At 50.0% G+C, this 26,875-nt stretch carries 23 protein-coding genes; 9 read left to right on the plus strand and 14 right to left on the minus strand.

Annotation, left to right across the window (positions count from 1 at the left end; genetic code table 11):
* Window positions 1-34: 34 nt before the first annotated feature.
* Window positions 35-895 carry a hypothetical protein gene (locus tag IKB43_12590; GenBank protein MBR2470959.1) on the plus strand — a complete coding sequence of 287 codons (861 nt, stop codon included), beginning with the start codon at window positions 35-37 and terminating at the stop codon, window positions 893-895.
* 60 nt (window positions 896-955) lie between these two features.
* On the opposite strand, the gene IKB43_12595 is transcribed toward IKB43_12590, so the two are convergent.
* The 4 genes from IKB43_12595 to IKB43_12610 all read right to left on the minus strand — a co-directional run bounded on the left by IKB43_12595 (window position 956) and on the right by IKB43_12610 (window position 5,054).
* The gene (locus tag IKB43_12595; protein ID MBR2470960.1) at window positions 956-1,651 is read right to left on the minus strand and encodes an NYN domain-containing protein; all 696 of its coding nucleotides are present in this window, start codon (window positions 1,649-1,651) and stop codon (window positions 956-958) included.
* 249 nt (window positions 1,652-1,900) lie between these two features.
* Window positions 1,901-2,716 carry a hypothetical protein gene (locus IKB43_12600; GenBank protein MBR2470961.1) on the minus strand — a complete coding sequence of 272 codons (816 nt, stop codon included), beginning with the start codon at window positions 2,714-2,716 and terminating at the stop codon, window positions 1,901-1,903.
* Between the two features lie 147 nt (window positions 2,717-2,863).
* Complete coding sequence (locus IKB43_12605; protein MBR2470962.1) at window positions 2,864-3,571, minus strand: alpha/beta hydrolase; 708 nt, start codon at window positions 3,569-3,571, stop codon at window positions 2,864-2,866.
* Between the two features lie 178 nt (window positions 3,572-3,749).
* A complete protein-coding gene (locus IKB43_12610) occupies window positions 3,750-5,054 on the minus strand; it encodes an SUMF1/EgtB/PvdO family nonheme iron enzyme (protein ID MBR2470963.1) in 1,305 nt (434 codons plus the stop codon).
* 293 nt (window positions 5,055-5,347) lie between these two features.
* Here IKB43_12610 and IKB43_12615 point away from each other — a divergent pair, with 293 nt between their 5' ends.
* Window positions 5,348-5,596 (plus strand): hypothetical protein, encoded by a 249-nt coding sequence (locus IKB43_12615; protein ID MBR2470964.1) that lies wholly within the window; start codon window positions 5,348-5,350, stop codon window positions 5,594-5,596.
* An 80-nt stretch (window positions 5,597-5,676) separates the two neighbouring features.
* On the opposite strand, the gene IKB43_12620 is transcribed toward IKB43_12615, so the two are convergent.
* Window positions 5,677-7,524: a penicillin-binding protein activator gene (locus IKB43_12620; protein MBR2470965.1), complete on the minus strand. Its 1,848-nt coding sequence runs from the start codon at window positions 7,522-7,524 to the stop codon at window positions 5,677-5,679.
* A 12-nt stretch (window positions 7,525-7,536) separates the two neighbouring features.
* Window positions 7,537-7,851: a nucleotidyltransferase domain-containing protein gene (locus IKB43_12625; GenBank protein MBR2470966.1), complete on the minus strand. Its 315-nt coding sequence runs from the start codon at window positions 7,849-7,851 to the stop codon at window positions 7,537-7,539.
* Window positions 7,852-8,025: 174 nt separating this feature from the next.
* Here IKB43_12625 and IKB43_12630 point away from each other — a divergent pair, with 174 nt between their 5' ends.
* A complete protein-coding gene (locus IKB43_12630) occupies window positions 8,026-9,837 on the plus strand; it encodes a hypothetical protein (GenBank protein MBR2470967.1) in 1,812 nt (603 codons plus the stop codon).
* A gap of 36 nt (window positions 9,838-9,873) precedes the next feature.
* Here the strand turns inward: IKB43_12630 and IKB43_12635 are convergent, their stop codons facing one another.
* The 4 genes from IKB43_12635 to secA form a co-directional block, all read right to left on the minus strand.
* A complete protein-coding gene (locus IKB43_12635; protein ID MBR2470968.1) occupies window positions 9,874-10,509 on the minus strand; it encodes a dTMP kinase in 636 nt (211 codons plus the stop codon).
* Between the two features lie 75 nt (window positions 10,510-10,584).
* Window positions 10,585-10,983 carry a hypothetical protein gene (locus IKB43_12640; protein ID MBR2470969.1) on the minus strand — a complete coding sequence of 133 codons (399 nt, stop codon included), beginning with the start codon at window positions 10,981-10,983 and terminating at the stop codon, window positions 10,585-10,587.
* A 226-nt stretch (window positions 10,984-11,209) separates the two neighbouring features.
* The gene (locus IKB43_12645; protein ID MBR2470970.1) at window positions 11,210-11,965 is read right to left on the minus strand and encodes a fibrobacter succinogenes major paralogous domain-containing protein; all 756 of its coding nucleotides are present in this window, start codon (window positions 11,963-11,965) and stop codon (window positions 11,210-11,212) included.
* Between the two features lie 62 nt (window positions 11,966-12,027).
* Window positions 12,028-14,991 (minus strand): preprotein translocase subunit SecA, encoded by a 2,964-nt coding sequence (gene secA / locus IKB43_12650; GenBank protein ID MBR2470971.1) that lies wholly within the window; start codon window positions 14,989-14,991, stop codon window positions 12,028-12,030.
* Between the two features lie 150 nt (window positions 14,992-15,141).
* Here secA and IKB43_12655 point away from each other — a divergent pair, with 150 nt between their 5' ends.
* Entirely contained in the window at window positions 15,142-17,685 is a 2,544-nt protein-coding gene (locus IKB43_12655; GenBank protein ID MBR2470972.1) for a T9SS type A sorting domain-containing protein, read from the plus strand.
* 38 nt (window positions 17,686-17,723) lie between these two features.
* On the opposite strand, the gene IKB43_12660 is transcribed toward IKB43_12655, so the two are convergent.
* The 3 genes from IKB43_12660 to IKB43_12670 form a co-directional block, all read right to left on the minus strand.
* Entirely contained in the window at window positions 17,724-18,263 is a 540-nt protein-coding gene (locus tag IKB43_12660) for a rubrerythrin family protein (GenBank protein MBR2470973.1), read from the minus strand.
* A gap of 125 nt (window positions 18,264-18,388) precedes the next feature.
* Window positions 18,389-21,256, minus strand: a complete 2,868-nt coding sequence (locus tag IKB43_12665; GenBank protein ID MBR2470974.1) for a hypothetical protein — start codon at window positions 21,254-21,256, stop codon at window positions 18,389-18,391.
* Window position 21,257: 1 nt separating this feature from the next.
* Window positions 21,258-22,118, minus strand: coding sequence for a TIGR02147 family protein (locus tag IKB43_12670; GenBank protein MBR2470975.1), 861 nt, complete (start codon window positions 22,116-22,118; stop codon window positions 21,258-21,260).
* A gap of 301 nt (window positions 22,119-22,419) precedes the next feature.
* Here IKB43_12670 and IKB43_12675 point away from each other — a divergent pair, with 301 nt between their 5' ends.
* From IKB43_12675 to IKB43_12695, 5 genes are read left to right on the plus strand one after another with little or no spacing between them, the layout of a single operon-like run.
* The gene (locus tag IKB43_12675; protein MBR2470976.1) at window positions 22,420-22,956 is read left to right on the plus strand and encodes a hypothetical protein; all 537 of its coding nucleotides are present in this window, start codon (window positions 22,420-22,422) and stop codon (window positions 22,954-22,956) included.
* Window positions 22,957-22,965: 9 nt separating this feature from the next.
* Window positions 22,966-23,598, plus strand: a complete 633-nt coding sequence (locus IKB43_12680; protein ID MBR2470977.1) for a fibrobacter succinogenes major paralogous domain-containing protein — start codon at window positions 22,966-22,968, stop codon at window positions 23,596-23,598.
* A 46-nt stretch (window positions 23,599-23,644) separates the two neighbouring features.
* Entirely contained in the window at window positions 23,645-23,920 is a 276-nt protein-coding gene (locus IKB43_12685) for a hypothetical protein (protein ID MBR2470978.1), read from the plus strand.
* The gene (locus IKB43_12690; protein MBR2470979.1) at window positions 23,920-25,023 is read left to right on the plus strand and encodes a hypothetical protein; all 1,104 of its coding nucleotides are present in this window, start codon (window positions 23,920-23,922) and stop codon (window positions 25,021-25,023) included. The genes IKB43_12685 and IKB43_12690 overlap by 1 nt, the downstream gene beginning before the upstream one ends.
* 9 nt (window positions 25,024-25,032) lie before the next feature.
* On the plus strand, window positions 25,033-26,409 hold the full coding sequence (locus IKB43_12695; protein MBR2470980.1) for a fibrobacter succinogenes major paralogous domain-containing protein: 1,377 nt from the start codon (window positions 25,033-25,035) through the stop codon (window positions 26,407-26,409).
* 101 nt (window positions 26,410-26,510) lie between these two features.
* Here the strand turns inward: IKB43_12695 and IKB43_12700 are convergent, their stop codons facing one another.
* Window positions 26,511-26,687, minus strand: a complete 177-nt coding sequence (locus IKB43_12700) for a hypothetical protein (protein ID MBR2470981.1) — start codon at window positions 26,685-26,687, stop codon at window positions 26,511-26,513.
* Window positions 26,688-26,875: the final 188 nt, after the last annotated feature.

A 26,875-nucleotide genomic window follows, 5' to 3' on the forward strand; every position in this document is an offset into this window, starting at 1 on the left:
TTATATACCTAGAAATTCCTTTTGGGAGTCTTTTATGAAGACAAAAATAACCTCTTTTCTTTTGCCTGCCTTGCTGTGCGTCATGACTTTTGCGACGGGCGCCCTTGCGGATACCGAGGCCGGTTTTTACGAAAAGGACCATATACGTGGATTTATCTCTATCGGCGCCGACTACCGCGGCATGTTCTCGGAGTACCAGAAGTACGTGAACAAGACGGCCTTCTTGAACGGTTACCACAAGGACCCGACGGGCGATAGCACCAAGTATGCCGGTGAACTGAAGTACGAAACCTTCGATGACTACTATTTCGGCATGCATGTGAACATCGGTGCCCAGTACAAGCAGTTCCTCACCTGGTTCGACATCAACTTCATGCCTACCCAGACATCGGAACGCCCCAGTTCTTCTTATAGCGCCACCTCCGAAGACGGCTCTACCTCTATGAAGTTCCCGCTCTACGACGTGCGCTGGTTTGCCTACGGTGCAGACTGGATGTTCGGCTGGAAGCTCTTTGGCGAACATACTTTCATCAACTTGATTCCTGCCGTTGGTTTCGGTTTCAACCTCATCAATTTCCACCTGGCTTCCAATTTTGAAGTCTATGACGCGAACGACAAGTCCTCTGTTTCTATGAGGGACCGTTACTACAGCACTTTTGCCTCTACCTTCAATTCCGAACTGGAATTGCGTCTGGAATTTGGTCCCATCGCTGTGGGTGCCTACGGCGGTTACCGTTGCGTCCGTTACAACGAACTTGAAATCGAAGGCAAGAAGATCGATACCGCCTATGGCGACTACGACACCGACAATATCGGCGATACCTGGTTCGTGGGTGTGCGCCTCACCTGGATCTTCCGCAGCGAATGGCAGAAGAAACAAGACTCCAAGCTTTAATCTTTGTCCCGGCAACCATAACTTCAGCATGACATCCCTGCGCAGGCGGGGATCTTTCTTTTACGACACCCGATTCATCGGCCGCTTGAACAGCTGGTCCAGGGCGTAAATGCGGGTCTCTTTTTTGCTGGGCACATGCGTGTTGATTTTGAATAAACTAACATCCGAATAGAGCGAGGGCGGGTTGTTGTTGGCCACATGCTCCATGGCGATGTAGTAGGCCGAATTATCCCGCAAGAGGCTGTCCGTTTTCCAGTGGACCCATCGGTTACATCTTTCAAAGGCGAAATTCCAGCCCAACAGTAGTGTAGGAATTCCCATTTCGCCGAGCCTGTCGGGCAGGGGCGAATACTGCCCCTGGGTGCTGAGGAGTATCACAGCATCTACGTGCCTGTAGGTGGCAAAGGTCAGGGCGTCTTCTATCAGGGAAAGGTTCGGTGAATTATCCTGACCTCGTGTGGCGTAGTGAATCTGGAATCCGGCGTAGCGCAGTTCGCGCTCGAGGTTGAAAATACCGTCATTGGTAGAGCCGTAGCTTTTCGGATCCCTGTCGGGGTGGTAGTAGTGGCAGTCCATCAGGGCGTATTTCTTGGGCGGGTCGAAAAGGCGCAGGGCCTGGTCCCTGGCCCAGTTCTTGATTCCCAGAAAATCCAGGGTGGAATGGAAGGGGTGATACTTTCGGTAAAAGGTGTTGACCTTCTTGAGGGTGAAACCGTCAACGTAGAAGGCGATATGGAAAGGCTGTTTGTGATGCATTGCTTCTCCTGTAATGACCGCTCGGCCTAGACTCTGGACATCTGTTCAGGGCTGGTCCGAGCTCTCGCAACCGCCTCAGATTAATATCTGAGGCTTGTTGCTCACTTATGACCGCTCGGCCTAGACTCTGGACATCTAATACCGAGGCCTGCCGTACATGTATAAAACGGAGATGCAAAACAAAAAGAGCCTGAAAATTTTCTTTACAGGCTCTTTTTTACATAAGTAGGGGGAAAGTTTACAGAATGACTATAATAGTTTCCTCTTTTTCAGGTCGTCCATGAGGGAACCGGGCATCCATTTTTCCAGGGCCTTGTATTCGGGCGCCTTCAGCTTGTCGCGCCAAGCCTGCGCGGCCTTCTGGTCGCCTTTGTCGTTGTAGATGCGTATCAGGTTCAGCGCCGAACACCAGTAGCGGATGCTTTTGCCGGTGCGCTTGAGGTAACTTTCGGCACTCTGTTCGTAAATCTTTGCGGCCTCGTCATAGCGCTTGAGGCGGTAGAGCATGTCGGCCTTGATCTGGAGCATCACCGGGTGGGAGGGCGCCTTCTTTAGGCCCCGTTCCGAAAGTTTCAGCCCTGTCTCAAAGTCTTCCTTGTCGTAGTGCATCCAGATAAGCGGCGCAAGGAACAGGGGCCAGAACCGCTTGGAGACCTTGGAGGCGCTGTCCAGCACCGTGAGGTAGTGGCTCCGGTTGTCAGACTTGAAGGGGAGCCAGCTGAAGCTCTGGTCTACATAGTAGGCGTAGATGGCGTAGAAAGCCTGTGGGTCCAGTTCCTTGGAATCCTCGAACATCTTGGCGGCGGAGCGGGTTTTCATGGCGCCCTTGATGGAATGCCCCGTCTCGCTTTGCACAAAGCCAAGCTCGAACATCTGGAGCCCTTGCCACAGGCCTTGGGCCTTGCATTTTTCCAGGCTCTCGCCTGCCTTGAAAAGGGCCACCGTGTCGCCTAGGTCGTCGTACATGCTAATCCGCACAATGCTTTCGATGACGCAGCCCGCCCCTTCGTCTTTTGCCTTGAGGGCCTGTGCCGTACTGAGGGCCGTCTTGTAGTCTAGCGCCATGGTCTCGCCTGTCGCCTTTTCAACAAGCCGTTCCAGGGAATCGGGCAGGGCGAGGCTCAGGCTTTCGGCAAAGGAAAGGGATGCAAGCAGGAGCGTTATGGTGATGGTGCGTAAGAACATGGAAATAAAAATAGAATTTTTAATTCTTTATTTTGAAGTTGCGTCAACTAGCGGGATATAGAATTCGTGATCTTCCCCATTAACGAAATAAGTGTCGTGAGCGGTATTTTGCTCAATTAAGGCAGAGTCTATGATGGTGCTTCCGTAAAAAATCGGGCTGTCGAATTCTAAGTGAAATGCTGTCGCAAAGGTCTTGTATCCAAAGGCATCGCTGTTTTTCGCTTTAACTGAATCCAGATTTAGCATAGGGCCTTTTTGAAAGGGAATAATTCTATCTGCAGTTCCGTGTATTAACAATACTGGAATTGATATATTTTTGATTTGTTCTTTGTCTATTACCGCTCCCCACAGAGAAATTATGGCCTGTGGCGATAAATTATTTCTTTCGCATACTGATTGTAAAGCAAGTATTGCTCCCGAACTATTTCCGATAACAAAAATTTTTTCAGAATCTATCCTATGCCTATCTGCATTTGCTTTGAAATACTGGATGGCGTTCTGTATATCTTGAACGCCCCATTGGATAGCTCTTTTGATTTCTAGACTGTCAATAATCAATTTATTACGTTGAGATTTTTTTATGGCAAGCCCAATCCGATAATTTAATGCTGCCACATTATAGCCTCGTGAGGCTAAAGAATCACAATATGCAGTAATAGGTTCATTAGAATCACCTTTGTTTCCAGATACAAATGCCCCGCCATGTACAACTATAATTAGCGGGCGATTGTTCAGTGTGTCATTTTTAGGTTGGTAAAGGTCAAATTGTAAATCGCGACGGGTGGTTTCATTTGAGTTTTGATAGAAAGATTACTTGTTTTTGAAACCTCAAAAATGGGGTCAAAATATCGCGTAGCACCTACGACAAATGAGGTGCTAAAAAGCAGCATGACGAATAAGACTCGGATACGCATTACTCAAGTTTACGGACAAGACGAAAGCCCCACATGCCTCGATGAATATAAGGAGTACATTCGTTATCAATGCAAATCGCTTTTTTTGATGATTTTCGTGAGGACCGAATCCTTTTTTGTAATAAACAAGCTGGGCTTTGTAAGTAATGTATGGAAAAATCCATACATTCTCCTACAATATTCGCTTTTTTATTGGTTAGATTAGTAACCATTTCATCTGCGTTCCCATATACATCAAAAAGACCAAAGGGGTTGGGAGCTAATTGTTTCGTTTGATGGACGAAACCATTATCAGGGGTGCTTAAGTCCCATGCAAATTGTTTGAATTTGTCTTCTTCGCTGCCCCAAAAATAGGGTTCGTGTTGGCCCGCTAACTGTAATGCAACCCATTCATCATAGGTTGGAATTCTGTAACCATCACTTGTTGTATCTAGTATAGTTTTCATTTTTTGCGATTGTGATTCAAATAAAATATAACCATTAGTAATGGAATCAATATTCATTTTGGGGTAAGCAATAGAAAGGCCATCTTGTATTGATCTCCATCTCGCATAATCAAGAATCTCTACTGCACTTGAAATGGATATAGGGTAATAAAGAAGTTGTTCGCGACTATTTGTTGGATAGTATACTAATTGAATGTTTTTACTACAATTCTTTTTTTTACAGTAGTTTTTCTTGGAAAATTCAGCCTCTCCTATTGTAAACTCGGTTTTATCAACGATTAAATCATAATCAAATGATTTTTCTTGACATGTCCTCTCTAAAGGCTGTGTTTTAATTAATTTTTCTATCCACAAACAATGCGTTTTTTTTCTTAAGTCAACAATAGTTTGATTTACGAGAATCCAGCTAGAATCGGCTTCTGTTAAATCGCTTAAGTCACGAGAATACAAAACTAAAATACTGCGTGTATATGGAGAACCATCTACATATACACAATTTGTGGAATCTATATGTGCTGAACTATTAACTATCCAAGCACCATTTCCAGAGTTAAAATTTTTTTCTGGACAAAGTTTTACCCCTTGATTCCAATCCACCTCATACCAACGCTTTTTTCCCTTTGCTTTTTTTGGTTTTGTCGTGCTATATTTCTTTGATGAGTTATAATCATTTTGTTTTTTGTAATAGATTTTATAACCATTCTCTTCCGTAAGTGATAAAAGATGATTGTTATTGAAAGACATGACATTGCCACGGGCATCATAAATATAATTTAGGTCTTTTGAATAACAAAATGATGTGGAAAGGATAAGAAAAAAAAGTAAAGAAGTAAATGGACGTATGTTAGTGAAATTCATAATCCGCCTCCTCCATTTCCTCATTTTTGAAAAACCGGGTCAAGAATATAAAAAAAATGACGTCAATTTTTTAATCCAAGTTGGAATAATCAAAAAATGTTATCAAAACCATTTAAAAGATAAATGAATGTGGTTGTAACATTTTGACACTCAATACGTTATGGCCGGGTATTTGCTGCACTGTGCCGGCCGTGCCGTGCCTCCGCGAATTTTACCCAATTCCTACTAAATCCTTACGGTGCTTGCTTTGCGGCGCGCAGAGTGGTATATTCTAGGGCAGGGAGAAACCCATTATGGAGGTAACCATTATGAATTTGTTCCATAAGACATCCGCCATAACATTCTCTATCTTGCATCCGGGATTCCAGGTTTTCAAGGACCGTATCCGCGAAGAACTGAGCGCTACTAGCGGCGTTTACCTGGACGATGTCATGGATGACGATAGTTTGTATAAAATCTACCGCGATGGGGAATCTGCCGAATTCGTGGTGGCAAGCATCAACGGCCCCATGGTGGATTTTGATGACGAAGAAGCCGCCTAGCGCGGTGATGCACATTTGAACGCACCCCTGGCGGGGGCTGTCATGCAGTTTCTCGCCAGGGCGTGCCGTTTGGGCTCGCCTTACTTGGCGGCCTTTTTCTTTTCTTCTTCTTCGGCGGCCTTTTCGGCTTCGAGGCTCGGGATCTTGCACCCGTCCATGGTTTCGAATTTACCCTTGCGGACAGTGACAATCTTCGAGTTGGTGTTGACTCCGCGGCTAAACGTGATGTCGCCGTAGATTCCCTTGAAGTTTGCAGTCTTGTTGATAGTGCCCGTCAGGTCGTTCGGATTTTTGGCAAAGGCCGTGAACACGATGTTTGCGGCGTCATAGCTGAGGCCGCTCACCTTGTCTTCGCCGGGCTCTTCGCCCCATTTTTCCTGGAAGCTCTCGGCGAATTTCTTGTAGGATTCCGCTTCGGAATTCATGTCCAGGGCAGGTACGCTGAAGAAGGTGCTGTCGGCCAGTTTCTTGGCCTGGATCAGGAACTCGCGGCCGTACCAGCCCGATGTTCCAAGCCTAATGCCCGAAATCTTGTTGAAGGCCACCTGGCCCACCATGAGGCCAGCGTCGCCCGGATTGGTGGCGGGGATGAAGATGCCCGGAATCTCGAAGGTGGAGTCTTGCATGTAGAACCGGCGTTCCTTGGGGCTGATGGCGTCGAGGTCGGTGGCTCCGCGGGCGATGTTCCGGCGGCGGTTCAGCTGCTTGAAGCGCACGTCGCGCAAAAGGTCGAATTCCGTCTTGTAGTCGGGCCTGCCCTCTTCGTAGTTCCGGAAGGCGATGATGGTGCCGCCCCTGCGGTCCACTGCCTGGGTGAAGCTCTGGGACATGGAGGCGCCGTAGTCACCCAGTGGCGACAGGATGGCGAATTCCCGAATGTTTAGGCACTTGGTGGCGAAGTCGGCGATGCTCTGGGCCAGGTTGTCCATGGTGATGTTCACCTGGAAGATGTTAGGGCCCAGCTTTGCGATACCGTCGTCGGTGGCGGTGGGGGTCAGCATGGGGATATTCTGGAAATTGCTTCCGAGCCAGGCTGCCACCGTCGCCGCCGGTGCGCTCATGATGGGGCCCACGATGGCGATGACGCTGTCCTGGCTGATGGCCTGCTGGGTCCGCATGAGGGCGGTGGCCGCGTCTGCCCGAGTGTCGGCGAAACGGATGTTCACCTTGTCCTTGAGCTTGGACTGCTCGTGGGCCAAAAACACGCCCTGGACGGCGGCGTTACCGAATACGGCGAAACTTCCGGAGAGGGGGGCGAGCACCAGCAGGGTGGGCTTGCCCGAACCGGCGTCCTTCATGGAGTCCAGGCCCTTCTGGGCGGTGGAGGTCAGGCTTTCGGCGTTGCCGCCGTTAATGACTTTCTTGTACCAGTAACGGGCGGCGCGGTAGCGACCGGCGTTCTGGCATTCGCGACCGATCTGGAGCTGCATCCAGCCGATGACTTCCTTGTCGGCGGGGTATTTTTCCAGCAGGTTCTGGAGCTGGTCCGCATTCAGCAGGTCGGCGGCCAGGGTCTTGATGAGCACCTCTTTGGTATGGGCTCTGGCGGCCGGGTTCTGGGAGTAGGCGAGAATCCGGAGCATGGCCTCGACGCCTTCGTAGACGCCCCCCTGTTCAAGGGTGACGATGGCTTTTGCCAGTTCCATGCGTTCCCGGTATTCCGAGGAAACGTGGTATTCCAGGAACTTGGAGGTAAGTCCCAGAGCTTCGTCGCGCTTGTGTTCGCGCAGGTAGCATTCCGCAAGCATCACGGAGGCTTGGGCTCCGGCGTGTTTCTTGAACTGGGACTTGGAAAGTTTCTGCAACTCGGGCACGGCTTCGGCGCACTTGCCGTCTTTGATGAGGGCCTTGGCCTTGTCGATTTCACCGTCGGCGAGGGCAGCAGTGGAGAGCAGCAATGTAAAAAGGAGGGGTAGGACTCGGTTCATGATGGGGACAGCCTAGTTTTCGGGGGCGGCCTGGACCACGTCGTGTTCTTTCTTGATCTGTTTCTGGAGGGATTCCGGGAGCTTCACCCAGTCGATGACGTCAACTCCGAAGGGGAGTCCGCTTTCGGCGAAGGCCTTTTCCACAGCGGTCATGGCCTCGAAGGAAAGGGGCTTGTCGGTGATGACTGCCAGTTCCAGTTGGGTGTCGGGGGTCAGGTCCACGCCCGTTACCCGGGCGCCGTATGCCCAGACCTCGAGACCCTCGAAATGAAGGCCCACGATGCGCTGGACGGTTTCCAATTGATCGGTTTCTAAGCAAAGTGCCATAGTGCCTCAAAATATAGATAAAGCCAGGGGTCAAGGTCCCCGAAGTCGGTGAAACTGGCCCAAAGCGGTAATTTTACTGCACAAATGTATAAAATTTAACAGAGAAAGTGTTTTTTAATTGGCGCGGATCACGGTTGGTTTGCGTTATGGAATGGATGAATATATATTAGGACTATGAGATATTCCAAAAAGATTTTGATGTTGGCGGCCCTCGCCGCTTCGGCAATCCTCCTTTTCGGCTGCGGCGGTGGAGGCGGTGGTGGTGCTGTCGCTTCGGACGAGAACCTGCGGGAATACCTCGAGTCCGCCGAGATGCGGAGCGACCTGGACAATTTGGCGGAATTCGCTTACCTTGCCGAGTATCTGCAGGTGGCCCCCATTGCCTTTATGTCGAGCGAGGACGGCTTTTTCACCGACAGCGTGGACCGGGAAGAAGCCGAAGAGTATGCCGAGGTGATGTCCAAGATGCTCTCCAAGGTCGACCAGTACGAGGCCGCTTGGACGCGTATCGATAGCATGCAGGCCCTGGTCAGTGAGACTCCGTCCCTTCAGAAAAATGGGGTGGGCGTCGCCTACGCCCTCAAGGATTTCTGGTATTCGTTGCGGGGTTGTGGCAAGTCGACCCGCGAAAAGGCCATGGCCGTGGCGGGTTCGTTGAGCAAAAACGACCTGGAAATTCTTTTTAATGGTCTTGATAAAAACCAGAAAAGAGGGGAGACCGATTACCTGACCTGGTGGAAAAATTTCAATAACGGGGATTACGACGACGTCTCGCTCCAGATATACAACCGCATGTATTACAATACGGAATCTTCTTTTGCTGACGAGGCGGAGTTTATCAACAAGACTGTGGCAAAGACCGGGGCGGAAATATCTAAGAAGGCTGCCGAATTTGAAGTGGAACTCTTCAAAATGGCTATGCCCGATGCGGTCACGGACGCCATGGACAATATTGAAAAGGTCGAAAAGACTCTCACCCTCGTCACCAAAGCCAAGGGCATGTCCGCCGACGAAATAAAGGACCAGGCCGCAAGCCTTCTTATAGACGGCTATGACGATGCGAAAAAACTGTCGGAAATGGCCGGAGAAGATGTAGAGATGTTGTCCAATTTGACTAAGAAGATTGTGGACAAGACAAAGGAAGCCTTGAAGGAACCTACTGTAGTCACCTTGACCGATAAGGGAGGCGAAGCTTTGGATGGCGGCGCGATGACCATCGCCATCGGCGAAGCCACCGGCAAGGTGATCATCGCCCTGGGTGCCAACGAAGACGGCGAACATCAGGTGGTGCTTAAAGAAGAAGGTTCCCACCTAGTTTCGTTCATGAATGGCAACGGGAAAAAGTACACCAAGAAGGTTGAGGCAAAAGCCGGGAAAAATATCAAGTTGGAAGGGGAGATGAACGAGAAGGAAATTCGGGACGACGCTGCCTCCTCCAAGTCCAAATTTGGCAAGAGTTCCTCTAGCGAGGAGCCGGAGGAGGAATCTTCTAGCAGTGTAGAAGAGGAATCCTCCTCTTCCATGGAAATGAGCAAAGACGTGAAGAGTATTCTCGGAAGGTGGGTCTTGGTCAAGGACGTGTTTATTCACAAGATTACCGACGCCGAGCAGTGCGCGGTCGTGCAAGAAGCCATGTCACAGCTCGAGGAATTGCAGCTCGGGGAATTTAGCGAATATGGCGGAATGATGTCCGAAAATTGTGAAGACAGGGAAGAACCTCAGAGTTCCCCTGCCGGCCAGAAGATGCTGTTCTATTCCGATGGCTCTCTGGATTGTCTTGATGGCGGTGGCGATCTGCTCGGTTCCTATGACTATAATTTCGACGAGTCTACCGGAACCATCACCTATGTGAGTGGAGGAGAAACGCCCGAGGGGCATGTCTCGGCTGATGGCACCACATTGATTTTTGAAACGGTGACCGATGGTGGCTACAAGACCATTACCCACAGGGTCGTTTTCGAAAAGGAATCCGGCGAAATCGAGTAATTTCGCTGAGGATTGGCGCCGGAACATCGGCAGGCTTTACTTCTGTAGCCTTGCCTTGACCAGCTTATACAGGTCCGCAAAAACTTCGTCGGGACTCCGGTCAGCGTCGATGGCGGAAACGCAGTCCGGGTAGTCGCGGGCCGCGGCAAGGTAGCCCTTGCGCACCCGTTCGAAAAAGTCCGCCTTTTCCTGTTCCAGCCGATCGGGTGCTTCGCCCCGCCTTGCGGTGCGAGCGCGGCCCCGTTCTACGGCAATGTCCAGCACAACGGTCAGTTCCGGAAAGCAGCCGTCACAGGTCAGTTCCGTCAGCCGCTGGACCTGCTCGGCCCCAAGACCCCGGGCGTACCCCTGGTAGGCAAACGTGCTCCAGGCGAAACGGTCGGCGATGACGATTTTTCCTGCGTCGAGGGCGGGCTGGATGATTTCGGCAATGACCTGCGCCCGTGCGGCGTTGTACAGCAAGAGCTCCGTCTTGTCGGCCATGACGCCCTTGAAACTCGGGTCCAGCAAGATCTCCCGGATTCGTTCCGAAATCTTTGCGCCGCCAGGTTCCCTGAGCTTCACCACAGAATAGCCTTCTTTTGTGAGGGCGTCGATAAGCATGTCTATCTGGGTGGACTTGCCGGAACCGTCGATGCCTTCTAGGCTAAAAAAGCGCTTTGCCGTTTTCATGGCTGTAAATATGCAAAAAAAAGCGCCCGTTGTGGGCGCCTAGTCCTTACAAGGATCCCTTATCGAAATTTTATATCACACGAGGCGAGGGTTGATTCCCCAGTCGTCATCGTTCCGGTGTGGCCAGGCTCCTGTTTTCTCGTATATGGCAACTGCAGGGTTCCACCAAACCTCTTTTTTATCACAGTTGGAGTAGTGGTTCCACTGGTTGGCGCCCTGGTCCAGAGCGAGCTTGGAACCGCCCCTAGGTACAAAATGATTCCATTCGTTTGCGCCTTGGTCCAGAGCGATGCTCTCACCGCGGAAGTACTTGTCCTGGGAAGAGAAATGATTCCACTGGTTAGCGCCTTGGTCCAATGCAACACTCTTGGAAGCGTCGGCGCCGGTGGTGTTTGCGATGGGGAGTGCATTTGCGAATCCGCTAAAACCTGCGATGCTAGCGACGAAAATGAATGTTGCGATTGCGTGTTTCATGATAAACTCCTTTGTGTTTTTAAGTTCTTTGTTTCTTATGTCCATAATATACCTTCCTAAATTCATAAAGTCAAATACATAATTTTCATTGAAATGATAGAATTAAGTTATGAGTTGTGAGTAATCAGTTATGAGTTTTGAGTTATAGCGGAAATAAGAAGTGTTGAAAAATGGAAAAAGCCCCGGCCTAGGCCAGGGCGATTCGTCGAATCGGAAAATTATCCGTTTAGGCGTTCTTTATGCAGCGCACCGACATGGCATCGGAGCGGTACACGCCTTCGATGTCGAAAGTCTTGTTGGTGATGCTCAGGCGGTAGGCGTTGGATTTGCCGTATTCGTCCTTGCACCAGAAACGGGCGCGACGGCTGAAACGGTAGAAGCTGCCGTTGTCAAAACGGTAACCCGCAGGCACGGCAAAGAACCCGAAAGAATCTTCACCCGGAACAGCCCAGAAGCAGGCACTGCGCAGTTCGTCGCCGGTGGACTTGGGAGGCAGATTGCTTAAAAGCTGTTCCCATTCCTTGAGGCTCGGGATATGCCAGCCCTCGGGTGCAATTCCCTGGTAGTTTTCTTCGCGAATCTTATGGCATATTTCCAGGTCCTTGGCAGGATCCTGCTCACCGTATTCCGCAGGGATGCCGAGTGCAGCCGTCCAGGTGTAGAGCCTGCCGTACTGGGCCACGTTGGCCTCTTCGTTGCTCGGAGCGTAGCTGCCTTCGGTCTTGAAACGCAAGTTGTCCACCATCCAGACCTGGTCACCGATTTTTACGGTGCGGTAGGTCTCGCCGTCGCGGGCATCCGTGAAAGAGCCGTAATTGAACTTCTTGGCGTTACGGGCCATGCATTCTTCGTAAGAAATGTTGTTCTGCTTTTCGGAGGCTTCCTTTTTCGTGGCCTTGCTCACGGAAGCACCGATACGGAATGCGGCCACGATGACCACGATAAGGGCGATGACGTTAAAAATGATAAAGGATATATGCATACCCGCCTCCTTGAACGATACATCAGAAATGTAACAATTTAGGGCGAGAAAATCTTTTTGAACTACTCTACATCCTTTCCATGGCACTTCTTGTACTTGAGGCCGGAACCACACCAGCAGGGGTCATTGCGACCCAGCTTGGGGCCTGCCTGTTGGGCGCGCCTTGCGGCGGCGGCAACGGCAGGGTTTGTGTAGGTGCGACGTACCGTAGGCCTTGTGCCCGGCAGAGCCGACTGGGGCATGGGCTGTGCAGCCTCGCTTGCCGCCTGTTGACCTTCGGAAATGGCGTTGGTCTCGGAGCTTGCGGCCTGACCGGCAAGACCTGCGGCCTTGGCGCCTTCGGTACTCGGCTGCTCGGCGTTTTCAGGAGCCTGCGCGGTCTCAGCGGACTGTGCGGATTCCTGCTGGCCATCGCCAGCTTCACTTTCAGGCTTCGGCTGTTCACGCAGTTGCAGCTGGTCCGGCGATACGGTCTGTCCGTTGGGCAGGGTAATCCGGATGTTCAAGATACGGAGCATTGTCAGGGTGGCAATCTTTTCGATGCAGCCCTCGAACATCTTGTAGCCTTCGTTCTTGTAAATCATCAGCGGGTCTTTCTGGGCGTATCCGTGGAAACGGATGGCGTCCTTCAGCTGGTCCATGGCGTACAGGTGTTCTTTCCACACCTGGTCGATGGTCATCAGCAAGAACCTGCGTTCGATATTGCGGAAGTCCGCGTCGGGAATAATTTTGGTGAGCTTGTCGTAGCGCGCCTTGCAAAGCTCGATGATTTCGTCCAGCACCTGGTCCGGCGTCTTTTTGGTGGCATCGTCGAAGCTCAGATTGTATTCCATACCGAGGCTGCGCTGCAGGTCGGTGTGAAGCCCTTCCAGGTTCCAGTTTTCCACATAGCTCTTGGGCGGAATGTAGTTGCTGACCTTGATGTCGCAGGCGTCCTCGATGCGGTTCATAATTTCGTCGCGAATGTCTTCGCCGTTCAGAATACGACGGCGGAGTCCGTAAATCACCTTGCGCTGTTCGTTCATCACGTTGTCATAATCCAGCAAGTGCTTACGGATATCAAAGCTCTGGCCTTCCACGCGGCGCTGGGCGCTACGGATGGAGCGGCTTACGATGGGGTGGGTAATCACCTCGTCTTCGCCTACGCCAAAGCGGGTCATCAGGTTCTTGACGCTGTCGCCGCCGAAAATGCGCATCAGGTTGTCGTCGAGGGAGAGGAAATACTGGCTGGAGCCCGGGTCGCCCTGACGGCCGGAACGTCCGCGCAGCTGGTTGTCGATACGGCGGGATTCGTGGCGTTCGGTACCCAGCACGTGCAGGCCTCCCACCTCGGTAACTCCGGGGCCGAGAGCGATGTCGGTACCACGGCCCGCCATGTTGGTGGCGATGGTCACCTTGCCCTTGTAGCCGGCGTACTGGATGATTTCGGCTTCGCGGCTGTGGTTCTTGGCGTTCAGCACCTCGTGGGGGATTCCTTCCTTTTCCAAAAGGCCGTGGAGGTGTTCGGACTTTTCGATGGAAGCGGTACCCACCAGCAAGGGCTGGCCCTTTTCGTGACGGTCCTTGATTTCTGCCACGATGGCTTTCCACTTGGCCCCTTCGGACTTGTACACCATATCCTGCATGTCCTTGCGGATGCAGGGCTTGTTGGTGGGAATCACCCAGGTGTTCATGTTGTAAATCTTGATGAATTCCGTAGCTTCCGTCTCGGCAGTACCGGTCATGCCGGAAAGCTTCTTGTACATGCGGAAGTAGTTCTGGAACGTAATCGTTGCAAGGGTCTGGTTTTCGCGACGGATCTGCACCTTTTCCTTGGCTTCGATGGCCTGGTGCATGCCGTTGCTGTAGCGACGGCCTTCCATGAGGCGGCCCGTGTTTTCGTCCACGATGATGATTTCGCCGTCACGGACGATGTAATCTACGTCGCGCTCGTACAGATGCCAGGCGCGAAGTGCCTGGTCCAAGAAGTGCACCCAGTCCGCGTGTTCGCCGTACAGGTTGGTAATCTGCATCAGGCTTTCCACGTGGTTCACGCCCTTTTCGGTGAGCTGGATGTTCTTGTCCTTTTCGTCAACGGAAAAGTCCTTGTTCTTGACAAGCTTCTGGGCGATTTCGTTTGCCTTCGCATACTTGTCGGTAGCGTCTTCGGCAGGTCCGCTGATGATGAGCGGCGTACGGGCCTCGTCAATCAAGATGGAGTCCACTTCGTCAACGATACAGAAGTTCAGTTCCCGCTGCACCAGCTGGCTGGGTTCTACCGCCATGTTGTCGCGGAGGTAGTCGAATCCGAATTCGTTGTTGGTGCCGTAGGTCACGTCGCTGTTGTAGCTCTTGCGGCGCTGTTCGGAATTGAGCCCGTTCACAATGAGGCCCACGGTGAGTCCCAGGAACTGGTACACCAGGCCCATCTGCTTGGCGTCACGGCCGGCCAGGTAGTCGTTCACCGTCACCACGTGCACGCCATGTCCAGAAAGACCGTTCAGGTAAACGGGGAGGGCTGCGGCAAGGGTCTTTCCTTCACCGGTGGCCATTTCGGCGATGGCGCCTTCGTGTAGCACCAGGCCACCGATCATCTGCACGTCAAAAGGCATCATGCGGAAGGGCTTTACCGACTCGGGGTAGAGCTCGCGGACTTTCGCATAGAGGGCGGCGGGCAGGTAAACTTCCCATTCGTTCTTGCCGCTGGCAAGTTCTGCCTTGGCCGTTTCCACCGCGCCCTGCAGTTCGGGTCCCAGGCGGCTGAAGTCGAATTCGAATTCCGGCTTGAAGATATTGAAGATACCCAGGCGGCGGTCGCAGGCTTCTTGACACACGGCAAAGGCTTCTACCTTGATGTCTTCCAGGGTGGCGCCGTTTTTCAGTTTTTCCCGGAATTCCGCACTCTTTGCGGCCAGGGCGGCGTCATCAAGGGCTTCCAGGGCCTGCTTCGCTTCGTGAATTTTTGCGATGACGGGCCTAAGCTGCTTCACCTTGCGTTCATGGGGCGTACCAAAGATCTTGTGGAGTACGGTATCGACTACGCTCATTTCATTTCCTTATACTGCCGGGGGCCCTTGCCCGCGGACACTGTTAAAAATTACGGCGAAAAGATAGAAAAAGGTAAACAATCCTTTGCCCTAAAATGCTTGAAATTACAAGACAAATGGCTATATTTCTGTCAAATATAGGGAGTTTATATGGATTGGAAAGTGCTCGCCTTGGCCGGGGTCCTTTGTACCCAGGCTTTTACTGCAGAAAAATACGAATGGGGTAATGTCCGTTTTGACGGTGGCGGATTCGTGTCTGCCGTGATATTTCACCCGAAGCAAGAAAACTTGCTTTACGCCCGCACCGACGTGGGTGGCATCTACCGCTTTGATTTTTCGTCGAAGACCTGGATTCCCCTGATGGATTTCATCTCGGAAAACGACAAGGGACTTTACGGTACCGAGGCCTTTGCGTTGGACCCCACGGACCCGAAGCGCATTTACGTGCTGGCCGGAACGGGCTACTTTAGCGATGGACGGACTGCAGTGCTCCGCAGCGAAGATTACGGCTCCACCTGGGACACCAGCTATGTGGAAATGCTGGCTCACGGCAACGGCATGGGCCGCCAGACCGGCGAAAAGCTGGCTGTGGACCCCAATAAGACGAACATTCTCTTTTGTGGGAGCCGCACCAAGGGCCTCTACAAGAGTACCGACTACGGCAAGACATGGACCAGTATTTACCAGGTTGCGCTTTCTTCTGCGACAGGCAACGGTCTTACCGGTGTGAATGGCATCAGCTTTGTGCTGTTCGACGAATCCCAGGGCAAGAATTCCGATGGTTCCACCAAGACGATATACATCGGCATTTCCGCTACCAAGGACAACTTGCAGGTGAGCCATGACGGTGGCGCTACCTGGACAACCATTTCGGGCGGTCCCGAAGATCTGATGCCCCACCGCGCAAAAATCGTGGGTGGCGACATGTATATTACCTATGCAAGTTCAGAAGGCCCCCATAGCGTAAACAAGGGCGCTGTGTACAAGTACAACATCGCAGGCGGTACCTGGACCAACATTACCCCCTTCCAGGACGAAAGCACTACGGCCCGTATGGGCGACGGAAGCCAGAGCGCAAGCCACGGCTTTGGTGGCATTGCCATTGACCCGAGTGATCCCAAGCACATTGTGGTGACTACCCTCTGTTATTATGGAGGAAGACACCTTTACAAGGATGGAAAGGACAACTATGGCGACCGCATTTATGTTTCAAAAGATGGCGGTTCCACTTGGACTCACGGCCAGGGTTACAATGACGGTGTCAACGTAGATGCAAACGGAACGGCGTGGATTTCGGGCAACGCCATCCATTGGGCGGGTTCTGTGGAAATTAACCCCTTCAACAACAAGGAAGCCTGGGTCACCAGCGGAAACGGCGTTTTCCAGACGGATGACATCACCGCGAAAGTCCCCCTGTGGAAATTCCAGAGCAGGGGCATCGAAGAGACCGTGCCTCTTGATATCGTGAGCGTTCCGGGAGGCCCGCTGGTAACGGCCATCGGCGACTATGACGGCGCCGCCTATACCGACATCAACAAGAGCACTCCGCGCCACTCGCCCACCATCGGCACAACCAACAGCTTGGGGTACGCGCCTTTGGCAAAGGCCTTTGTGCGGACGGGCCAGGTGACGGATTACTCCACCGGGACGGGGATTACCTCTATGGTCATGTACCGTAGCGACGACAATGCGTCCACCTGGAAAAAACTGGAAACGACCTTGATGGGAGCCCAGGGAACCCTTGCCATGTCTGCCGACGGCAAGGTGATTCTCCACCGTCCAGATAACAGCAGCGACGTGTATCGCACCACGGATAACGGCAAGACCTGGAGCAAGGTGACGGGAATGGACGGCCAAAGTCAATACGCCCGCATTACTCCGGATCCGGTAAACCCCGACGTGTTCTACCTGGTGGATCAGCAGGCCAACTTGAAGGTATCTACCGATGGCGGCGCCACGTTTGCGACTTCGGGAGCCCGCCTGCAGAACGATGCCGCAGGCGAATACTACAACGGCGGCGGCCTCATCCGCACGGTGCCGGGTAGGGAGGGCCACCTGTGGGTTCCCATGGATCAGGCGCAGGTCTGGCTGCCCAAGGGATTCTCCGAAAACGGCCTTGCCTACACCGAAGATGGCGGCAAGACCTGGAACCGCTGCGCGGGTGCAAGCACCGCCATCGCTGTGGGTATTGGCAAGGCCAAGGAAGGTGCTAGTTACGAGACCGTCTTTATCTGGGGTGCAGCCAAGTCCGGTGACCCGATTGGAATCTACCGCAGTACCGACAAGTGCAAGACTTTTGAGCGCGTGAACGATGACATGCACCAGTTCGGCGGCCCGGGCAACGGGAACTTTGTGCAAGGCGACATGAACAACTTTGGCGTGGTGTACATGAGCACGGTAGGCCGCGGGCTTATCGTAGGCGCTCCTGAAGGCACCAAGTTCATTACGGGAATGAAACGGGTCAACGTGACCGCGGCCGCCCGCATGTTCATTGAAAACCGTACCCTTCATGTGAGTGCGCCTGGCATGAGCAGGCTTAGCCTGTTCAGCTTGAACGGAAGACTACTCTTGAGCAAGGATATGGGCAGTAATGCCTCCGTTTCCCTGAATAAGTTGCCCGCAGGCAAATATATTGTCCGGCTAGAAAACGAAAAGGGCACGGCCATCTTGAACCGCACCCTGATCTTGAAATAACTTTCATAAAGCCGCGAAACTAAGTCGCGGCTTTTGTATTAGTAATTCTCGGCGTTCACCTCGAAATAGGCCTGCGGGTGTGCGCATACGGGGCAAAGGGCCGGGGCCTTGGTGCCCACCACGATGTGGCCGCAGTTGCGGCATTCCCAAACCTTCACCTCGCTCTTGGCGAATACTTCTTGCATTTCCACGTTCTTTAGTAGGGCGCGGTAGCGCTCCTCGTGGTGCTTTTCGATGGCGGCCACCATGCGGAACTTGGCGGCCAGGGGTTTGAAACCTTCGGCTTCGGCGGTCTTCGCAAAGCCTTCGTACATGTCGGTCCATTCGTAGTTCTCGCCGTCGGCGGCGGCCTTCAGGTTCTGGGCGGTATCGCCGATGCCTTCCAGTTCCTTGAGCCACATCTTGGCGTGTTCTTTTTCGTTGTCGGCGGTCTTCAAGAAGAGCGCTGCAATCTGCTCAAAGCCTTCCTTCTTGGCCTTGGAGGCAAAGTAGGTGTACTTGTTGCGGGCCTGGGATTCGCCAGCGAATGCGGCCTGCAGGTTCTTTTCGGTTTGGGTTCCAGCGTATTTGTTTGCCATAGATTTTATCCTTTTTTATGATAATGTTTTTGTGTCTCATATGTGAATATACATTATTTTATAGGAAAAAGCCCAGCGGTTTTGCCGCGGACCTTTATGAGTGCGGATTTTTGTGTGGAAATACGTTAGGGCGCGGCGTTTTCTACGCAGCGGACAAATGCGGGTTGTGAAAAATCATAATTACCAATGTCATGTAAATTTTGGGTAAAGCCGAATAGCTCTATCGTATAATACTTGGATTCGGGCGTAGTAGCAGTTATAAAGTAGGTTGATTGTCCGATTTCTTCGCCCTCTGAATGTCCCCAACTGTAGTATTGTCCTGTACCAAGTATGGATAATCCCGTAGAATTCGTCGGGGCTTGTTCTTTGCTGAACCATGTCCACCCATCAACAGCCTTTAATGCTCTAGACGGAGCGACTTCACCATAAACAGATATGACGAAATCAAAAAGTTCGTTCCATTCGTCATATGTAGGTATATGCCAGCCATTAGGGCATAAGCCTTGATGTTTATCCGTGATAGGGTAGCTTGCGGCAATGCGATTTTTGTATATGGGCGATATGTTCATGGCTGCCGTCCAAGAATAATGATAGCCGGACTTGCTGCAGTATTTTTCGTCATTCCAGGGGCATAAATTTTCCTCGGCCAAATTTGCCAATGTGGTGGCGTCAGCTTTTTCCCCCGCGTAGTGCAGATTCTCAGCCATCCAGTTTTGTGTGCCGATGACTACAGTCCTGTAAGTTTGCCCATCGCGCTGGTCAGTTAAAGTGCCATAGGTAATATCTGGATTGAACCAGGAATCCTTTTCCATATCGATAAGGAGCAAGGAATACCACAACCCGCTCTTGCATATAAACGAATTATTGTATACCTTCTTCACGGCACTCTCGTTTTTGCTATTGCAGGTTCCCAAGATGGCCAGAAGTTCCGGATCAATGATGGATGTATTCTCGTCGTAGGGAGAGTCAATGGTGGTGGCGGATTGCTGGGAAGAACTGCTTTGCTTGACCGACGAACTGGAATTTTCGCTGGATGTGGGCGCGGCGTTTTCTACGCAGCGGACATTGAATGCATCAGATGTGCTAATGAATTCCTTTATGTTATTTTCGCTGTAGAAAAATTCCTGGATAGCAAGGCAGGGTATGCCCAGCGAGATTGTTGGAACATCTCCAGAAATAAAGGCTGTTGATACGCCCATATCGATTCGTCCCCATGATTCAAAGGTCATCCCCGTGGCGAGCATCGAAAAGCCGGTTACATTTGTCGGGGCAATATCCTTGCTAAACCAGACCCAACTGTCGGAGGCTCTTATTGCGCCGAGGCCTTCACTGTAGGTATTCTTCACGTATTCGATGAGAACGTTCCATTCTTCTTTAGAGGGGATATGCCACCCATCGGGGCAAATTCCTTGGTGGTTGCTTGTAATAGGGTAGCTGCTTACGATTCTTGTCCTGTATGTGGGGGAAAGGTTCATAGCTGCGGTCCAGCTGTAGACATACCCGGCCTTTTCACAATATTCTTCGTCTCCGGAGGGACACAGGTTTTCATCTGCCATATTTGTCGCAAGTTCCTCGCTCGCATTTTCGCCCGCATAGTGCAGGTTCTCGGCCATCCAGTTTTGTGTGCCGATGACAACGGTTCTATAAGTTTGTCCGTCTCGTTGGTCAATCAGTGTACCATAGGTAATATCTGGATTGAACCAGGAATCCTGTTCCATGTCGGCGAGGAGAAGGCTATACCACAGTCCGCTTTTACATACGAATGAAGAATTGAAAGCCTTCTTGACCGACCCCTCGCTTTCGCCGTTGCACGTTCCCAGTATGGCAAGGACTTCCGGGTCGATGATGGATGTTTCTTCTTTGTAGGGCGGGTCGATGGTGGCGGTGGACTGCCTAGAGGAACTACTGCGTTTTATAGAGGAACTGGAGTCGCTGGAACTGGAGTCGCCGCTTTCCGATGAGTCGTTTGCCGAACTAGAAGAACTTTCAGCAGAAATGCTTGAACTGGAAGATTCTTCTGTTGAGCTTGATGATAGTTTTTTCCCAAGCAGGTGCCAATGCAGTTTTTCGCAAATAAATTTTTCATTGAAATAACGGGATTTGGGGTTTGTGTCGGGGCGGATTTCGCCCTCCCTCTTTTCGGTGCACCTGCCTAGCCCGAAAACATCGCTCCAGAAATATTCAACGTAATTCTCGAACATGGAAATTTTTTGGGAAATGTTCCAGCCCAGGATGTTCTCACGGACTTGGGCCAACTCGACTTCGAAGGCGTTATCTGCGGATTGGGCCCGTTCCAGGGAGTCGTTCCAGACGCCGTCCTCTTCGATGTCCTTGGCTAGGTCTGCCAGGGAAAGGGAGAATTCGCCTTCGCTCCTGCCGGCCTGCATGATGATGGAGATGGTGAGCAGAACGGCATCGCCGTCGGCATTTCCGAATATGTCCAGATCCTCCACGCTTTCGCCCGCAAAGTCCTCGGCAAAGGCTTCGAAGATTTCCTGGTCCGCAATTTTCTTGGCTTGCTTTACGGTCATGTCCTCGTTTTGCGCAAGCCATAGCGCCCGCTCGTATTCCAGGTGGGTGAGCAGGTTGATGTTCACGTTGTCGCGGTCCGAAAGGTCGGAGATGGCGTTTAGGGTAATCTGGCTTGCAGATACCTTTCCCGTTACTTCGTTGCGGTAGAACCCGTCGACACGCAACAGGGCGTACTGCGACGCCAGTTCGATTTTGGAGATGGCGAAGGTGCCCATGTCTTCCGATATTCTGCCCAAGAAACTCTTTCCCGTCTGGGCACGGGTTTCAAAGTTCAGTTCGTACAGGGTCACGCTGGAACCCTTCACAAACGGCCCCTTTTGGGACACGCCCGCAATGTCCTTGTTCTCGATGGCGATGGAGTTTTCGGCTTCCGAGGTGCCGCCCGCGTTCTTGTCTTTGTCGGAACAGGCGACAACAAACAGGAGCAGGTAAACCAGAAGGGCGACGAATCTCAGGTACATTTTACGAATCCTTGTTGGGATGTTTCTTTTGCATTGCGGGCGGAATTTTCTGGGAAAGGGGGAACAGCTGCAGGTTCAGTTCGTAGACCCGCTCTGTCCCCTGGTCTTTGGCTGCAATATCCACCACCTTGCGTCGAAAGTTCTGCATCTCGGCAACGATATCTTCGTACGCCCCTTCGGTAAGCCCCAGGGTAATGGTGGAAAAGTTCCGCTCCGAAACGGGAACGCTGTCCAGGGATTCCACGGCCAGGTTCCCCATTTGCCGGTGAAGGTTCCGCACCGCCATCACCGAAGAGGGGAGCGTCCCCGTAGAAATAGACTTGCGGCCCTGCGTGTATTGCCCCTTTCTGGTGGACTTGCGCAGGAGTTTGCTGCGGGTCAAGAACTTGAGGCTTTGGGCGACGGCGTCTGCGCTGACCTCCGGAAAACAGAGCTTGGCGAGCCCCTTCGGGCTTGCCGAATCTACGGATGCGGCAAGTTCCCGTATGGCCGAATTTAGCCAGTTGGAGTAGTATTCGAAAAACGCCCTTTCGAGAACGCCGACCCTGTTGCTCAGAATGATTTCTTGCAGGCTATTAAAAATCTCTGTTTTTGTTTTGGCATCCTTTGCCTGGTCATAGGCTACCAGGAGTACAAAAAAGTCGCTTTCGAATCCGGAAAGGCCCATGGCGCTTGCAACGCGGACTCTGGCTTTTTTTGAGAGCCCGCTCTTGCCCTCGCATACCAGTTTCAGATACACGGGTGAACTGAATTTCGCGGCCTTCGCGAAACTCCTCCACGAAAAGCCGGCAATTTTCTTCTGCTCGGCATAGTAATCCGCCATATACTTGCGGAAATCCTTGTATTCGTATATGGACTTCACGATTTATAAAATACAAATAAAAATGTGAAAGCGGATAGGCTAAAATTCAATAAATCAAGGAATTGTACCGCAGACGATACGAAACAGGGCTGTTTTTGAATCTGTTATGATACACCTGTGCAAAATGAGGAACGGGCCACAAGTCGCTTATTTGTTGGGATTGATAAAGGTGTATCTATTTTGCGTATCATTTCAAAATTAAAGAAAGTCGTATCATTTTTTGGGAAAGGATACTTTTTCTTGTAAAAAGGGGTAGATTTGAAAGAAAAATCAATGAAAATGTTCACCAGGGGTGGAGATTATGAAAAAAAGAAATGTTTCTCTTAAAAATAAAAAAAGGTTAGACGCTTATGTCATTGTCGGTGACCCTAATATGGGCAAGTCCAGTGTCGCCAGGCATTTATATGGGGCCACAAAAGGCCCTTATAATAGGACTGCCGGAAATATCTTAATAAAACCGATTAGGCTTTTGAATGGCAATATAATTCGTGTTGGTATAGAAGGTTATCAGTCGCTTCAGGAAGCTGGTGTGTCTCCGCAACAATTCGCTAATTATCTACAGAAATTAAAGCAGCGACCCGATGCGATTCTGTTCACTCTACAGCTCAATCCTCGTCCAAAATTGAATGCGGGCGCTCAGGCTTATTTTATTGCACTGCGTAGAATACTTCATATTGTCGCAACGGCTGTTCTTGATGTAAATCCCAATGCAGTGCATAATTTCCCCAATAGTCGTACATTTCAGTCATTTCCAAAAGGCGTTCCAATGGCCGGAAGTGCGGTCATTACAACAAATGAATTAGCACGAAGCGTAAGACAATTTTTTCAATGGGTTTGAGAAGTAAATATGGAAAAAACAAAAATAAAATTACTCGCCAAAGTCATTAGTATGACGGGTCTTGTGCTTATCTTTGCCGCTTGCGGCGATGATAGCAATCCAACTAATACGGAGCAAACTAATACGGAGGTCACGTCACTTGTAGACGTAAGAGATGGAAAGACATATAAAATCACGACTATTAGAAGCCAGATTTGGATGGCGGAGAACTTGAACTATGAAACGGCAGACAGTTATTGCTATGGAGATGTTGCTTCCAACTGCGCTATATATGGTCGTCTATACAGTTGGTTTGATGCTTTGACTGCTTGCCCCAGCGGATGGCATTTGCCCGACTCTTTGGAATTTAAGGCCTTATTCTTAGCAGTTGGCGGCAGAGATGTGGCAGGTAAGTTGCTCAAGTCCACTACAGGATGGGATAGTAACGGCAATGGTACCGATGACTATTCCTTTTCGGCGTTGCCTGCAGGTTTCTACGATGGGGTTTTCCGCGCCGCGGGCAGCATCGCGTACTTCTGGAGTTCTACGGAGAGAAGCGACGGCAACGCGAGCATCATGCTCTTGGACTTCGCTTTCGACAGAGGGTACTTCCTTAACTTCCCTAAGCCCACGGGGTTGTCTGTTCGTTGCCTTAAGGATTAACTAAAAAACGTAATCAAATTAAACAACAGTCTTCCAAGGAGGAAATATGAAAAAGGAAACCTATATCCGGAAATTGAAAAAGAATCCTGTTTTGAGTTCTGCGAATTTATTCGCTAGCGCAGATGATATGATTACTCTGATAATAGAATGTAAACATAGGGTTGGTGAAATATCATTTGTTAATACTCACCATACAGGTTTTACAAATGACGACTTGAAAACAGATGAAAAGTTTTTTGTTGCCATAGTAGAATTCATGAATATGGAAAATAAAAAGATTATTTCAAAGGTACACAAGATTGATATAGAACGAGATTTCTAATGATTTACAATACTAAAACATTTTATGCCGTTGGACAAGGTGGTTTCTACTCCGAACGGATATGGAGTAATGGAATGGACTACACAATCGTATATGATTGTGGTGCTGTTGTCGACAAATCGTTAGAAGGACCAACAATTGAACTGGGAAATGCTATAGACAATTCTGGATTTGAGAGAATAGATTTTGTCGTAATTAGCCATTTAGATGAAGATCATATCAATGGTCTAAAAAAATTGAATAGATATGTCAATCAAATTGGACAAAAAAGGCCTCCTGTTTTAATTCTTCCTAATCCGACTCCCTTGGATAGGCTTCTTTTCTTTAGTTCTGTATCAATTAAAACCATGGAAATTTTTTTCGATATAATAAGCAATCAGCCGGTCTTGTGTATTTCCAGTGAAGGAGACAATGACGAAACGGAAATAGCATTAAATGCTGACTGGAAAAAGGGAATGAACAATCCTTTTTCTCACAACCGTGTATTTACCTTATTTGGATGTACAGATTGTTCTGAAAAGTGGTTGCTGAAATTTTATGTTGATAGGTCAAAGTATGCTCTTCAATTCGATTTATTATTGAAAAAAGAACCTGCGCTAATTGATTTGATAAAAAGTATAAAATCAATTAAAGATTTTGAATTTTCTAAAGAAAAGTTGGTGCGCGCTTACAAAAAAATTTCAGAGAAAGGCAAAACTTATGGAGATAAGAATTGGTCAAGTATGGCGATGATTTCTGCGCCATTCATCCATGATATGCAAACGAGGAATTGTGAACGGGGTGTAGAGTCTCCTTACATTTCGTGGATGAATGGTGATATAAGGTTGAAGGATGATAATGAGATGCTGGCCATTGAACAGCATTTTGCGGATTTCTTATCCCTAAATATTGATTTTCAAATACCCCATCATGGAAGCCATAATAATTTAGGGCGTATTCCAGCTTTTAACAGGCGGGTTCGGACCTACATTTGGGCGGGAGAAGACAATCAGTACGGTCATCCTAACGGAACAATCTTACGAATGCTAAAGAGAGCAGGACTTAAAATCAATTGGATTACCGAAAACGATTCGCATATCGTTCGCCACGAAAAATGGCTTTAAGGAGGCCTTATGGCACAAAAAACAAAAACGGTTCTCTCGGGTTTCGCACTTGCCCTCGTTCTCGCTGCTTGCAGCGATGGAACAGTGCCTAGCAATGCGGGGTCAAATATTCCAGGCTCGAAAGAGTCACTTTCGTCGGGAACCATGACGGATCCTCGTGATGGCCAGGTTTATAAGATTGTGACGATAGGTCCCTGGAGTTTGATGACAGAAAACTTGAGATATGATGCCATGGATCATTGTGAACACACGCGTCCATGCGCGTGCATAGAAGAAAATGAATCGGGATGCATTAAATGGGGATTAAGTCAAGACGACCGTAAATGTTTTGCAAGGGCAGGAGAGACATTGGTATGCGTTAACTGGGCGGAAAGTGCTGATTCTGACTTTATGTGCAATAATTATGGAGAATATTACAACGTGATTGGCACGAGTATGGAATGTCTTGAAAAGAGTAAAATTTACGGAGTTGCTTATCAGAGGGATGAAGAAGTTTGTCCAGAGGGATGGGTTCGTCCATCGTGGGTGGAATGGTCCGTTGTTCTTCACAAAATTTATGGTGAGCCAGAAAATTTTGATGAACATGATAGGTATTCTCTAGATTATGATCCGCTCAATTTTTTTGATGGCAATGATTTTTTTTCAAAAATAAAATTACCAATTCATGGTTTGGGCACCATAGATTATGAGCAAAAAGCTCTTGTCGTATTTAATGAAAACGAGTTTTCATCATTGAATAGAGATAGATATTTTGTAAGATGCATGTACACTGTTCCCTGTGATAGGGCGAATTTTGGTGAGAATCGAGATGGATATATATGTTCACAAACTGGATGGGGAGATGCGACAGTGTTCGAAACAATGACAGATGAACGTGATGGCAATGTTTATCGGGTTGTCATCATTGGATCTCAAACCTGGATGGCCGAGAATCTTAATTTCGAGACAGAAAACAGTCACTGCTATGCGGATGATCCAGCCAACTGTGCCCAGTATGGTCGGCTGTACGCCTGGAATGCTGCAATGAGTGCCTGCCCCAGTGGATGGCATCTACCCAGTTCTGCGGAATGGAATACCTTGTTTACAACGGTGGGAGGGCAGTCTATGGCGGGCAAGGCTCTCAAGTCGGTGACAGGTTTTCCTATTGACGCTCCTGGCCTCAGCGACGGTACCGATGCTTTTGGGTTTGGTGCCTTGCCTGCGGGCAATGACAACGAGGCCTACGATATCAGGAGTGACGGCGCATACTTTTGGAGTTCTTCGGAGTATGATGATGATTGGGACTTCGACTCATACTATATATCCTTGCACAACTATGACGACAATGCGTATCTGGGTGCTTCTGCCAAGGATCTTGGCTTTTCTGTCCGTTGTGTAAAAGACTAGCAATTTAAATGTTGCTATAGGGTGATTCTCCAATGAAAATGTTCAAAGAGAAATTCAATATGATGCCGTCTCGCACGATTAAAGCGATAGCATCTCTCTTGTTACTTTGCATTGTGTTGCTGCTCTCTGCCTGCAGCGACGAGACGGTACCCTCTGTACCCATGGATAGCGCTATCCCGCAGGACGGCGATGGCGGTGGGGTTGTGGTAGATGTTGAGAATGCGGAAAACGTCCCGACTGGGGAACCTGGCGAATTGGACGGGGCAACCAATGTCCAAGGAACATCTTCTAGCGAAATGGCTCCTCTTGATCCGCCGATTTCTAGTAGCAACCAAAACGTAGTCTCTAGTTCTTCTGTCTCATCTGTACAAGTTACTACTGCTATTTCAAGTTCAAGCATCAAAGAACAAAGAAGTGGGACTTTTGTTGATCGGCGTAATGGCCAAGTCTATAAAACCATAACTAT

This window comes from Fibrobacter sp., assembly GCA_017503015.1.
Lineage (GTDB): Bacteria > Fibrobacterota > Fibrobacteria > Fibrobacterales > Fibrobacteraceae > Fibrobacter.

Coding starts and splice junctions, on each gene's coding strand:
- IKB43_12590 (MBR2470959.1), top strand. CDS start 35: ATGAAGACAAAAATAACCTCTTTTCTTTTGCCTGCCTTGCTGTGCGTC.
- IKB43_12595 (MBR2470960.1), bottom strand. CDS start 1,651: ATGCATCACAAACAGCCTTTCCATATCGCCTTCTACGTTGACGGTTTC.
- IKB43_12600 (MBR2470961.1), bottom strand. CDS start 2,716: ATGGCGCTAGACTACAAGACGGCCCTCAGTACGGCACAGGCCCTCAAG.
- IKB43_12610 (MBR2470963.1), bottom strand. CDS start 5,054: ATGAATTTCACTAACATACGTCCATTTACTTCTTTACTTTTTTTTCTT.
- IKB43_12615 (MBR2470964.1), top strand. CDS start 5,348: ATGGAGGTAACCATTATGAATTTGTTCCATAAGACATCCGCCATAACA.
- IKB43_12620 (MBR2470965.1), bottom strand. CDS start 7,524: ATGAACCGAGTCCTACCCCTCCTTTTTACATTGCTGCTCTCCACTGCT.
- IKB43_12625 (MBR2470966.1), bottom strand. CDS start 7,851: ATGGCACTTTGCTTAGAAACCGATCAATTGGAAACCGTCCAGCGCATC.
- IKB43_12630 (MBR2470967.1), top strand. CDS start 8,026: ATGAGATATTCCAAAAAGATTTTGATGTTGGCGGCCCTCGCCGCTTCG.
- IKB43_12635 (MBR2470968.1), bottom strand. CDS start 10,509: ATGAAAACGGCAAAGCGCTTTTTTAGCCTAGAAGGCATCGACGGTTCC.
- IKB43_12640 (MBR2470969.1), bottom strand. CDS start 10,983: ATGAAACACGCAATCGCAACATTCATTTTCGTCGCTAGCATCGCAGGT.
- IKB43_12645 (MBR2470970.1), bottom strand. CDS start 11,965: ATGCATATATCCTTTATCATTTTTAACGTCATCGCCCTTATCGTGGTC.
- secA (MBR2470971.1), bottom strand. CDS start 14,991: ATGAGCGTAGTCGATACCGTACTCCACAAGATCTTTGGTACGCCCCAT.
- IKB43_12655 (MBR2470972.1), top strand. CDS start 15,142: ATGGATTGGAAAGTGCTCGCCTTGGCCGGGGTCCTTTGTACCCAGGCT.
- IKB43_12660 (MBR2470973.1), bottom strand. CDS start 18,263: ATGGCAAACAAATACGCTGGAACCCAAACCGAAAAGAACCTGCAGGCC.
- IKB43_12665 (MBR2470974.1), bottom strand. CDS start 21,256: ATGTACCTGAGATTCGTCGCCCTTCTGGTTTACCTGCTCCTGTTTGTT.
- IKB43_12675 (MBR2470976.1), top strand. CDS start 22,420: ATGAAAAAAAGAAATGTTTCTCTTAAAAATAAAAAAAGGTTAGACGCT.
- IKB43_12680 (MBR2470977.1), top strand. CDS start 22,966: ATGGAAAAAACAAAAATAAAATTACTCGCCAAAGTCATTAGTATGACG.
- IKB43_12685 (MBR2470978.1), top strand. CDS start 23,645: ATGAAAAAGGAAACCTATATCCGGAAATTGAAAAAGAATCCTGTTTTG.
- IKB43_12690 (MBR2470979.1), top strand. CDS start 23,920: ATGATTTACAATACTAAAACATTTTATGCCGTTGGACAAGGTGGTTTC.
- IKB43_12695 (MBR2470980.1), top strand. CDS start 25,033: ATGGCACAAAAAACAAAAACGGTTCTCTCGGGTTTCGCACTTGCCCTC.